10 protein-coding genes are annotated in these 11,181 nt (G+C 71.5%); 4 read left to right on the top strand and 6 right to left on the bottom strand.

The genetic code is table 11. From position 1 onward, the window contains the following. Positions 1 to 153: 153 nt before the first annotated feature. Complete coding sequence (locus tag F4692_RS03130; protein WP_308645139.1) at positions 154 to 1,101, bottom strand: glycosyltransferase family 2 protein; 948 nt, start codon at positions 1,099 to 1,101, stop codon at positions 154 to 156. A gap of 102 nt (positions 1,102 to 1,203) precedes the next feature. On the opposite strand from F4692_RS03130, the gene F4692_RS03135 reads away from it, so the two are divergent. Together F4692_RS03135 and F4692_RS03140 are read left to right on the top strand one after the other, a co-directional pair. Next, positions 1,204 to 2,742 (top strand): glycosyltransferase, encoded by a 1,539-nt coding sequence (locus tag F4692_RS03135; RefSeq protein ID WP_179618160.1) that lies wholly within the window; start codon positions 1,204 to 1,206, stop codon positions 2,740 to 2,742. A gap of 119 nt (positions 2,743 to 2,861) precedes the next feature. Next, a complete protein-coding gene (locus F4692_RS03140) occupies positions 2,862 to 4,022 on the top strand; it encodes a glycosyltransferase (protein ID WP_179618161.1) in 1,161 nt (386 codons plus the stop codon). Here the strand turns inward: F4692_RS03140 and F4692_RS03145 are convergent. From F4692_RS03145 to F4692_RS03165, 5 genes are read right to left on the bottom strand one after another with little or no spacing between them, the layout of a single operon-like run. Then, positions 4,008 to 4,655, bottom strand: a complete 648-nt coding sequence (locus tag F4692_RS03145) for a hypothetical protein (RefSeq protein ID WP_179618162.1) — start codon at positions 4,653 to 4,655, stop codon at positions 4,008 to 4,010. The genes F4692_RS03140 and F4692_RS03145 overlap by 15 nt on opposite strands. Before the next feature lie 9 nt (positions 4,656 to 4,664). Continuing rightward, a complete protein-coding gene (locus F4692_RS03150) occupies positions 4,665 to 4,937 on the bottom strand; it encodes an acyl carrier protein (protein ID WP_179618163.1) in 273 nt (90 codons plus the stop codon). A 59-nt stretch (positions 4,938 to 4,996) separates the two neighbouring features. Continuing rightward, a complete protein-coding gene (locus tag F4692_RS03155) occupies positions 4,997 to 6,223 on the bottom strand; it encodes a pyridoxal-dependent decarboxylase, exosortase A system-associated (RefSeq protein ID WP_179618164.1) in 1,227 nt (408 codons plus the stop codon). Next, a complete protein-coding gene (locus tag F4692_RS03160; RefSeq protein ID WP_218858135.1) occupies positions 6,220 to 7,836 on the bottom strand; it encodes an acyl-CoA ligase (AMP-forming), exosortase A system-associated in 1,617 nt (538 codons plus the stop codon). Before F4692_RS03160 ends, F4692_RS03155 begins: the two co-directional genes overlap by 4 nt. Further along, positions 7,830 to 8,699, bottom strand: a complete 870-nt coding sequence (locus F4692_RS03165) for a hypothetical protein (protein WP_218858136.1) — start codon at positions 8,697 to 8,699, stop codon at positions 7,830 to 7,832. Before F4692_RS03165 ends, F4692_RS03160 begins: the two co-directional genes overlap by 7 nt. A gap of 147 nt (positions 8,700 to 8,846) precedes the next feature. Here F4692_RS03165 and F4692_RS03170 point away from each other — a divergent pair, with 147 nt between their 5' ends. Beyond that, positions 8,847 to 9,761, top strand: coding sequence for a hypothetical protein (locus F4692_RS03170; protein ID WP_179618165.1), 915 nt, complete (start codon positions 8,847 to 8,849; stop codon positions 9,759 to 9,761). Beyond that, positions 9,758 to 11,167, top strand: a complete 1,410-nt coding sequence (locus F4692_RS03175) for an O-antigen ligase family protein (protein ID WP_179618166.1) — start codon at positions 9,758 to 9,760, stop codon at positions 11,165 to 11,167. Before F4692_RS03170 ends, F4692_RS03175 begins: the two co-directional genes overlap by 4 nt. The last annotated feature ends 14 nt before the right edge of the window (positions 11,168 to 11,181 follow it).

Consider the following 11,181-nt stretch of genomic DNA (forward strand, 5'->3'; position numbering starts at 1 on the left):
GCTGCGGGCCGGGGGCGTTCGACAGCGATGGCGCGCAGTGCTCCCGGCATCGTGCGCCCGCGCCTCGACGAGGGCCAACTCCGCCATCCTCGCCACGCGTGATGGCCTCGGAATTTACCCAAACAGGGAGAGTCGGGTGCTGAGCGTCGCCACTCAGGCGACGCGCGTCGCGGCCGCCAGCCACTCCGGTCCACGCTCGGCGCGCATGAGCCGCGGCGAGACCAGCGCCCGGAGGGCGACCGTCGTCCCGGCCCGGCCCAGGGCGACGCGGCTGCCCTCGCGCGCCACGGTGAGCGCCCAGTAGGCCGCGGCGGCCGGGCGGCCCCGGTGGCGGGCGACCAGTCGCACGCGGTTGCACAGCAACAGGGCGCGCAGCCCGGGTGCAGTCCCTGACGGACCTTCGAGGTGGACAGCGCACGCCTCCGGGACGTAGCGCGTGCGCCACCCGACGTCGCGCACGCGCAGACCGTAGTCGGTCTCCTCGGAGTAGAGGAACCACGAGTCGTCCCACTCCCCCACGTCGGCCCAGCAGGCGGCGTCGATGAGCTGGGTCGACCCTTCGGCCCAGTCGGTGTCCGTCGGCGTGTCGTAGAAGCCGGGATCGGTGACGACTTCGCCGAGGTGCGCCCGGCGGCCGGCCCGGGTCGCCCCCAGGACCGCCTCGCCGAGAGCGCGCAGCAGGGTGGGCTCACGGCGCAGCGACCAGATCGGCTGTCCCTCCGCGTCAAGGAGCCTGGGCACCGCAACCCCCACCCGGGGGTCGTCGAGCGCTGCGGCCAGCGTCGCGACACACCCTTGTTGCAGACGTACGTCCGGATTGAGGACCAGCACGGCGTCGTGGGGGGCGGCGACCCGCACGCCGGCGTTGATACCGGCGGAGTAGCCGCGGTTGGCGCCGATCTCGACGATCGTCGCGCCCGGGACCAACGCGCGGACGCGCTCGACGGTCCCGTCGGTGGAGGCGTTGTCGGCGACGACGAGCTCCCACTGGAGGCCCGACATGCCGGCGTCCAACGAGGCGACCAGGTCGTCGACGAGGGTCTCGCTGTTGTAGGTCACCACGACCACGGCGACGCGTCGCATCCCTTCCCGCTCCTCCACACCGGCAGGCTCTCACCGGCCGCCGCGCCCGCTTGCGGCGGAGCCCGTACATCCCCCGGATTGGGTGCGCGCGTGCAGGCGACGGGCTGCGATGCTCGGGGGGTGTCCGGCATCGACCACGTCCTCCTGACGCGCTTCAACCTGCCCACGGGAGGGCTCGAGGGGCTCGTCCGAGCTCGCGAGGGCTGGTTGCGCGAGCGCATCGACCTCTTCGAACGCTACTGCGCCCCGTCCGTGGCTGGCCAGCAGGACGCAGACGTCACGTGGATCGTCTACCTCGACCCCGCGAGCCCCCAGTGGCTGCTGGACCGCATCGCGCCGTACGCCGAGCAAGGGCTGCTGCACCCGGTGCTCCGCGAGGTCGTGGGCGTCCCCGAGCTGCGCGAGGACATCGCTGCGCTCGTGCCGCGCAGCAGCGACATCCTGCTGACCACCAACCTCGACAACGACGACGGCCTCGCCGTCGACTTCTGCGCCCGGATCGCAGCCGCGGCGAAGGGCGCCGCGCCGGGGCGGGCGGCCCTCTATGCCACCCGCGGACTCGTGCTGGCGGACGACGGCCTGTTCGTCCTGCGCGACCGCCACAACGCGTTCTGCTCCGTGCGGGAGTCGTGGCACGACCCTGTGACGAGCTGGTCGGAGTACCACAACGAGCTGCCGCGCGTGATGCCGACGATCGAGCTCGACGGCCCACCCTCCTGGCTCCAGGTGGTGCACACGGGCAACGTCAGCAACCGCGTGCGGGGTCGGCTCGTTGCTCCCAGCGCTCACCGCTCGAGGTTCGCCGTGCCGCTCGAGGCGCGCGAGCCGACGGCGCGCGAGCTCCTGGTCGACCGCACGGTGACGTCGTCCGCACGACGGCTGCGCGACGGCGGGCGGGCAACTGCTCGACGCGCCGGGCTCCGTCTTCTCGGAAAGGACGGGTACGCAGCCGCCAAGGCGGGCCTGCGTGAGGCACGCAGCACCCTGCACGACGGCCCGACCTCACTGGTCAACCTCTGCTTCCACGGCATCGGAGAACCCGGTCGCGAGCTCGAGCCCGGAGAGGAGACCTACTGGATCGACCGGACGACGTTCGCCGAGATCCTCGACCTCGTGCGCGACCGGCCCGACGTGCGGCTGAGCTTCGACGACGCCAACGCGTCCGACGCGACCATCGCGCTCCCCGAGCTCCTCGCTCGTGGCCTGACGGCATCGTTCTTCGTCGTCGCCGGGCGCCTCGACCAGCCGGGCAGCCTGACGAGCGACCAGGTGCGACAGCTCCACGCAGCCGGCATGACAATCGGCAACCATGGCATGACCCACTGCCCGTGGCGCGGACTCGGCCGACTCGACCAGGATCGCGAGTACGTCGCGGCACGCGAGGCGATCGCCGCCGTGATCGGAGCCCCTGTGCACGACGCCGCACTGCCGCTCGGACGCTACGACCGCCGCGTCGTGGATCGCCTGCGCACCCTCGACTACCGATCCGTGCACACCAGCGACCGGCGCCGCGCCCGAGAGGGCCGGTGGCTCCAGCCGCGCTACAGCATCCACAGCGGGGACACAGCCGCGTGGGTGGAGCAGGAGCTGCTGCGTCCGCCGTCGGTCGCCGCCCACGCCCGCGGCGCCCTCGTCGGGACCGCGAAGCGCTGGCGCTGACGAGCCATTCCCACATTTGGGGGATCTCAGGGACGGGTGGGCACCGAGCTCGCGCCCGGCTGGTGGACTGGGACGGCCCGGTCGAGGGGACCTGGCCTGGGGTGACTGAGGGGAACAGCGTGGGTCTCACGATCGCGTGCGTCTACAACGACGTCGAGGTGCGCCGGCACTGCCTCGACCGCTCGATCGTTGCGGCGGCCGCTGGGGTGGATGTGCAGTACATCCCCGTCGACAACACCACGGGCCAGTTCGCCTCCGCGGGCGCCGCCCTCAACCACGCCGCCCAGCAGGCCGAGCACGACGTGGTGGTCTTCGCCCACCAGGACGTCTACCTCCACGACCTGACCCGGCTGGAGGCAGCCGCATCCGCGCTCGACGACCCGTCGTGGGGCGTGCTCGGCTCCTGCGGCATGACGGAGTCGGGGGCTCTCGTCGGACGTCTGCGCGACCGGGTGATCCTCATCGGCTCACCTGCTCCCGACCCGGTCGAGGTCCAGACGCTCGACGAGGTCCTGTTCATGGCGCGTCGCGAGACACTGCTCGCCCACCCGCTCAGCGAGGACCCGCTCCTCGCCTGGCACGCGTACGCCGTCGAGTACGCACTGCGCATGCGCGCCGCAGGCATGCGCGCCGGTGCGGTGGACACCGCGATCACCCACAACAGCCTGACGGTCAACCTGGCGCGCCTCGACGACGCCCACCATCACGTGGGAGACCTCTTTCCCGCCGAGCTGCCTGTCCGCACCACGTGTGGCACGGTGACCGGACGACGGGACTGGCGCGATCTCCCCGTGATTCGCTCGCAGCGCTGGCGCCGCACGTGGCTCAAGCAGTCCGCGGCGGCCGCGCGCGTCCACCGGGCGGTGGACCTGCGGGTGGTCATCGCCGACATCGCCCACGAGGTCGACGTCGTCGGCTACTCCGAGGCCGATCCGCTCCATCTCGTCAACGTCGACCGGGCAGGCTCTTTCGCACGGGCCGTCCTTGGCACGACCGTGCTGGAGCGCCGTGGCCGGCCCGTCGTCATGACGGCGACGGACGTCGCGGGACTCGCGCCCACGATCGCGCCGCTGGGCCCCCGCGACCACGTGCTGGTCACCGGCCTCACCCTGGACGACCTGGTCTCCGCATGGCCGCTCCTCGACGACGGCCGGCCGTGGCTTGCCGGTGTGCAGTGGGACGAGGTCTGGCTGCTGGCCGGGCCGTCGGCGGAGGAGCTCCCCCGCGAGTGGGGTCGCCCCCAGGCGATGCCGCTGCGTGTCGGGTCAGGCGTGCGCTGAGGCGCGACGCGCCCGACGGCGGTCCAACCAGGCCACCAGGATGAACGTGAGGGCGGCACCGCTCATGCCGGACGCGCCCGCGGCGCGCATCCGGCTTCCCCCCACCTGATAGATGGTGGGGTCCTTGGTCGCGGGGATCGAGGTCACCCGCATGCCGGGCACGATCCTGAGCTCGTCCTGCCGCTCCTCGAGTGACGCGGCGATGGCGTCGACGGTTGCGTCAGCACGCCGCTCGACCTCGTCCGGGTCGGCGGCAGCCACCTGCACGTCGAGGTGGCTCGACGACAGGTCGCGGCGCCACTGGGTGCCCAGGTTGGGCACCCGCACCTGGACGCCGTCATCGATGCCCTGACCGACCATGTTGGTGTCGGTCGACGCCGTGTCCATGCCCGGCTTGCCGCCGTTGAGGTCGCTGACCACCACACCGACGACGGGGTAGAGAGTGAAGCGAGGATCCTCGAGGTAGTTGGGGAACTCGGGATCCTTCGGTCCGATGAGGAGGACGTTGAACTGCGTCCAGTACACGGTCGGCTGGTGCGTCGCGACGTAGACGCCGCCGAGACTCAGGACGGCACCGACAAGGACGACGTACCACCAGCGCAGCGACGCGCCGATGAGGTCCCCCGACGTCATGGTGGTGCCTCAGGCCGTCTTGGAGGCCACGAAGTCCGCGAGACTCCCGACGGTCTCGAAGACCTCTCCGGTGAAGTCCTCGTCGTCGATCTCGATGTCGAACTGGTCCTCGAGAGCGGCCGCGAGCTCGACGACGCCCAGCGAGTCGAGCTCGGGGAGCTCCCCGAAGAGGCCGGTGTCGCGCGTCATCCCGCCCGCACGGTCCTCGATGCCGAGAGCTCGGGTGAGCACCTCGACGACACCGGCGAGGGTCGTGTCGGTGGAGTCGGCGGTCACGGTCATGGCGGGTCCCCTTGGATCGGATGGCTGGGTCGAGCGGGTTGGGTCGGTCGTCTCGGCGCTCACAGAAGCACCTCGGCGGGTGCGTCGTGGCCGAGGAAGGCAGTGGGGCTGGCGGTGAGGCCGTAGGCGCCCGCCTGGAACAGGACGACGAGGTCGCCCACGTCGGGGCGGGGCAGCTCGACGTCGTCGCCGAGGAGATCGAGCGGGGTGCAGAGGCATCCGACCACCGTCACCGGGGCCGTACCTGTGTCGCCGAGGCGGTTGCCCAGTGCCATCGGGTAGTTGCGACGGATGACCTGGCCGAAGTTCCCCGACGCGGCCAGCTGGTGGTGCATCCCGCCGTCCACGACGGCGTACGCCTGGCCGCGGGACTCCTTGACGTCGACCACCCTGGTCACGTAGACCCCGGCCTCGCCGACCAAGTAGCGGCCCAGCTCCAACGACACGGTGGCGTCGGGCAGCGCGGGTGTGAGCCGCTCGTCGAGGAGATCGGCCAGCCGCTCGCCGACGTGGGTCAGGTCCAGCCGCTCGTCCTTCTCGAAGTAGGGGATGCCGAAGCCGCCCCCGAGGTTGACGTAGCGGGCCTCCTGCGGGAGGTGCGTGGCCAGGTCGAGCACGAGGTCGACGGTGCGCGCCTGGGCCTCGACGAGGATGTCGGCACGGAGGTTCTGCGAGCCGGCGAAGACGTGGAAGCCAAGGACGTCGACATCCGAGGAGGAGACCTCACCGAGGAGGGACGGCACCAGCTCAGCATCCACACCGAACTGCTGAGGTCCGCCGCCCATGCGCATGCCCGAGCCCTTCACCGCGAAGGGTGGGTTCACCCGCACGGCGGCACGCGGCAGGAGCGCCAGCTCCTTGCCCGTGCGCACCAGCCGCTGGAGCTCGGTGCGTGACTCGACCTCGACGATCACGCCCGCGGCGACGGCCCGACGCAGCTCCTCGTCGGTCTTGCCGGGGCCGGCGAAGCTGACGTGCGCCGGGTCGTGACCGGTGTCGAGCGCCACCGCCAGCTCTCCGGACGAGGCGACGTCGAGGGTGTCGACCAGACCCGAGAGGTGCTGCGCCACGGCAGGCATCGGGTTGGCCTTCACGGCGTAGCCGAGCGCCACACCGTCGGGCAGGGCCGCGCGAACCTCGTCGACACGTGCGGTGATCGCCGCGCGGTCGTAGGCGAAGAAGGGTGTCGAGCCGACGCGTGCAGCCAACCGGCCGAGCGGGATGCCGGCGACGACCAGCTCGCTCCCCTCGCGCCCGAACATCCCCAGGTGGTCCTCGGTCCTCATGCCTGCTCCCCTGCTCCTGCTGTCAGCTGCTCACGCAGCAGCACCCGGTCGAACTTCCCGTTGGGCCCGCGCGGCAGCTCTGTGCGCACCACCACCTCGGCGGGCACGAGGTAGAGCGGCAACGTGCGTCGCAGGATCGCCAGCAGCTCGTCGACGTCCACGTCGTCGCCATAGGGGCTGACGACGAGCACGACCCGGTGCCCCAGGGCCGGGTCCGGCAGGCCGAGCGCGACCGCGTCGGTGACCAGGCCGGTGTCGTAGACGACCTCCTCGATCTCCGTCGGGCTCGCCCGGTAGCCGCTGGTCTTGATCATGTCGTCCGTGCGACCGACGAAATAGAGGAAGCCCTCATCGTCGGCGACCACCCGGTCACCCGACCAGACAGCCAGCTCGGGGGCGCGCCACTCCGACGACGGCCCCGGCACCGGCTTGAAGCGCTCGGCGGTCTTCTCCGCGTTGCCCCAGTAGCCCAGCGCGACGAGCGGACCACGGTGCACCAGCTCGCCCTCCTCACCCGGGTCGCAGGGTGTGCCGTCCGGGCGCACCACCAGGATCTCCGCGTTGGGGATGGCCTTGCCGATGGAGTCCGGACGGGCATCCACCTGCGCGGGCTCGAGATAGGTGGAGCGGAACGCCTCCGTGAGGCCGTACATGAGGTAGGGCTCGGCGTCGGGGAAGATCTCCCGGAGCCGATCGAGGGTCGCACGCGGCATCCGCCCTCCGGTGTTGGCGAGATATCGCATCGAAGCGGTCGCCTCCGGCGGCCACTCCACCGCGGCGATCTGCAGCCACAGTGGCGGGACGCACGTCAGCCCGGTGACGCCGTGCTTGGCGCACAGCCTGGGCACGTCGCGCGGCAGCAGGTAGTTGAGCAGCACGACGTGGGCGCCCACGGCGAACGCGGTCGTGAGCTGACTCAGGCCGGCGTCGAAGCTCAGCGGCAGCGCGGAGAGGATCACGTCGTCCTCGGTGTTGGCGAGGTAGGTGCTGACGCTCTCGGCGCCGACGACCATGTTGCGGTGGCTGAGCACGACGCCCTTCGGTCGCCCGGTGCTCCCCGAGGTGTAGAGGATCGCTGCCACGTCGAGGTCGACCGTCGAGCCCCGCGGTGGGAGGGGCTCGACGGAGGTCAGGAGCGACGAGAGGGGGTGCACCGACGGTTGGTCGGCGGCCCCCGCTGCGTCGGGGACGCCGTCGACCAGTACGACATGGGCGAGCGACGCGCACGCCTTGGCGTCCTCACGCACGGCCTCCCAGCGCTGTCGGCTGGTGACCAGCACCCGCACCTGGCAGTCGCTCAGGATGTAGGACACCTGAGGGCCCTTGAGGACCGGGTTCACCGGGACGAAGACACCGTCGGCGACCGAGGTTCCGAAGACCGCCGCGACCGTCTCGGGACGCTTGTCGAGGAACACCGCGACCCGCTCGCCGCGCTCCAGTCCGAGACCGGCCAGCACCGCACCGAAGGCGGCGACCCGCTCCCAGAGCTCGTGGTAGGTCAGCGAGGTGCTGCCGTGCGTGAGCGCCATACGGCCGCCGCGCGCGACCGCCTGCTGCTCGACCAGGTGGTGCAGCCGGGTCCGGGTGCCGGTCCCCACGGGCGTCGTCACCACGGGACGCACGTCAGCTCGCTGTAGAGGTAGTCGATGTCCGTCGCCGGCGTGTGCAGGCTGCGGAACATGCGGCGCCGCGGAGCGCGCTGCGGGCGCGAGATCCTGGGCGGTCGACCCGCGACACGATGCTCGGCGAGCGTCACCAGCGTGCGGTGCCGGACGAGGAGGTGACGGTAGGGCGCGTGGCCCGCGCGGGCGAGGACGGCCGGGTCCGACACGTGGAGCAGGGTCGCGAAGACGGGCATCCGCTTGCGCCGGTCCCGCCGTGCGACGACGTAGCACGACTCGTCGCCGACCTGGACCACGAAGTGCCAGGCGGCGCGGGCGCGGCGGTGGTCGCGGTAGATGGCGAGCTCGTCGGCGGACAACGCCCCTTCGATGTCCGTCGGGTGTGTCAGGACCCGTACGCCGCGGCGCGACGGCAGAGGGACGTTGGGCACCAGGGCTGTGCTGGTGTCGAGGAACTCGAAGCCGAGGCGGCTGTTGAGCTCGACCACGTTGCCGCTCGGCGAGAGGTCGACGAAGTCGTAGCCCTTCTGGCGCAGCATCGCCCGCGCCAGGCGTACGCCGTGGGCGCGGTGCTCCTCCAGCACGCACCACGCGGCGAGGTTGCACACCTTGCGCGCCACGCCATCGACCACCCGCTCGGAGTAGAAGGCGAGGTACACGCCCACCACGTCCTCGCCGTGCCGCAGCAGGAAGCCGTGATTGGGCGCGTCGGTGCGCCACGTCGGCATCGCCGAACGCGCCCACTGCTCGCCGCTGAGGCGGCTGTTGAGGTGGCGGTGCAAGAAGTCACCGACGATCTGGACGTCCTCGTCCCTGATCGGGGCGACGTCCACCCCCCTGGGTCCGTCAACCATGGCTCCACAGTAGGAAGCGATGCCGGCCCCGCGGGGGGCCTGCGGACCACATACCCCAATTGTGGGAAGGGGTGTCGAGGCCGGGCTCGCGAGCCGGCTCGCGTGCAACGATCCGATCAGCTGAACGCGCGAGTGCAAGGGGGCAGCGTGGAGCTGAAGGTCTTCTGGCGCACGTTGCGCCGACGCTGGTACCTCACGATGGTGGTGCTGGCCCTGACGGTCGGAGCGACCGCGTACGTCGTGCGCGACGTGGGCCCGACCTACGAGGCGGAGGGCTCCGCCCTCGTCTTCCCGCCCGCGAGCTCGATCAAGGTCGAGGGGAAGGCCGCCACCGCGGGCAACCCCTACCTCGAGCTCGCCGGCGTCAACCAGGCGCGTGACGTCGTGATCCGCACGCTCAAGTCACGCACCGTTCAGGAGGAGTGGGGCGAGGACTTCCCGGGCATGGAGTACGAGGCGACGCCCGACTTCACCAACAGCGCGCCGATCATCCTCTTCACCGTCGAGGGCGGTTCGTCCGCGATGACCGCGGCGGGGCTCGACGATCTCATGTCGCGCGTGCCTGCGATCCTGCTCGATTTGCAGGACGGGCTCGGGCTGGCGAGTGAGGGCATGGTCACCGCGCGCAAGCTGACCCAGGACGCGCAGCCGGCGATCGTGCGCAAGGGGCAGATCCGCGCGGGCATGCTCGCTCTGGCTGCGACGGCTGGACTGGGTCTCCTTCTCCTCGCGCTGATCGACTCCCTGCTCGTCTCGCGGGCGCGCAGCCGCGCCGAGAACGCGGCGCGTCGCGAGGCCGAGGCGGCCGCCCGCGCGCTGGAGGGGCCGGAGCCAGAACCCGATCTCGAGCCGGAGGACCAGCCGGAGGACCAGCCGGAGGACCAGCCGGAGGACCAGCCGGTGTACGCGTACCGGATCCCGGTCGACTCCGACATGGCGGTCAGCCCGGCGCGTTCCAAGTGGCTTCGCCAGGTCGGCCCCGACCCGTTCCGCAACGGTCACCGCTTCCGTACCGCCCCCTCGGGCAAGCCGAGGTCGAGGACTGCCGGCAGGAACCGATGACGGTCATGGACGGCTCCCCCGCTCGGGGGGCCGACGCCACGACCCTGCTGACGCTCTACGTGGTGCTCCTGTGGGGGATCCCGTCCTCGATGGTCGTTCCCGCGCTGGGCAGCGCCGGCAGCCCGTCGAACCTCCTGGGGGTGGCGGCGTTCTTCTGGTGGGTGTGGTTCCACGTGCGCCGCACCGAGCCGCTGGGCGCGGGCGTGCAGCCAGTGCGCGCCGCGATGCTCGGGTGGCTGCTCGTGATGCTGGTGGTCTATGCCCACGCGATGGCCGGCCCCATCCCGGGCGATGAGATCAGCGTCGCCGACAACGGCGTCCTCCGGCTGCTGGGGATGGCAGGGATCCTGCTCGTGGCCAACGACGGGATCACCTCGTGGGACCGGTTGCACACGTTGCTGCGACGGCTGGCGCTCGCCGCCGGGGCGGTCGCCGTGCTCGGCTTCGTGCAGTACGTCACGAAGGACATCTGGATCGACCGGCTGTCGATCCCGGGGCTCTCCCCCGGGGTGGTGACCGAGCTGGGCGCCCGGTCCGGCTTCGTCCGCCCGAGCGGCACGTCGGCCAGCGCGATCGAGTACGGCGTGGTGCTGTCCATGGCCTTGCCGCTCGTGATCGCCCTCGCCGGGAGCGGCACCCACCGCCGGTGGGTCTACCGCCTGCTGCTCGTGCCGATGATCCTGTCGATCTACCTCTCGGTCTCGCGCTCGGCCTACCTCTGCGCCGCTGTGGCGCTGGTCGTCCTGGCGATCAGCTGGACCAACCGGCAACGGCTACAGGCGCTGGGTTTCGCGGCCATGGTGTCCGCGGTGCTCTACGTCACCGTGCCCGGCCTCCTCGGTGCGATCCTCGGCCTGTTCTCCAACGCGGACGAGGACCCCAGCGTCGCCTCCCGCACAGGCAGCTACGACATCGCCGGCGCGTTCATCGCCGACAGCCCGTGGGTCGGTCGCGGCTTCGGCACGTTCCTGCCGCGCTACTGGATCCTGGACAACGGATACCTCGGCCTGCTCATCGAGGGCGGGATCCTGGGACTGGTCGGCCTCCTCCTCGTCCTCGGGTCCGGGCTCGTGGCCGCCCATCGCGCTGGCCGCGACGTGCCCGAGGAGGACCACGAGCTTTCGCGCGCCCTCATGGCCTCGATCCTCGCCGGGGCCACGTGCCTGGCCTTCTTCGACACGTTCGCCTTCCCGCAGAGCTCCGGATGCGTCTTCCTGGTGCTCGGCGCGGCCGGCGCGATGCGCCGACTGGCCGTGCGACGCAGCGAGGACGTTGCGGCCGAGCGGTTGTTGCCAGAGTCCGGCGACCGAGTCGCGTCCCCGCCCCCGGCCGATCAGTCGGGCGATCCGGCTCCGGACGGCTCGCCTACCGACACGAGGGTCACGACCGACATCGCCGGGAGCTGAGGGCTCCCGCGCCG

The organism is Nocardioides cavernae (genome assembly GCF_013410035.1).
Lineage (GTDB): Bacteria > Actinomycetota > Actinomycetes > Propionibacteriales > Nocardioidaceae > Nocardioides > Nocardioides cavernae_A.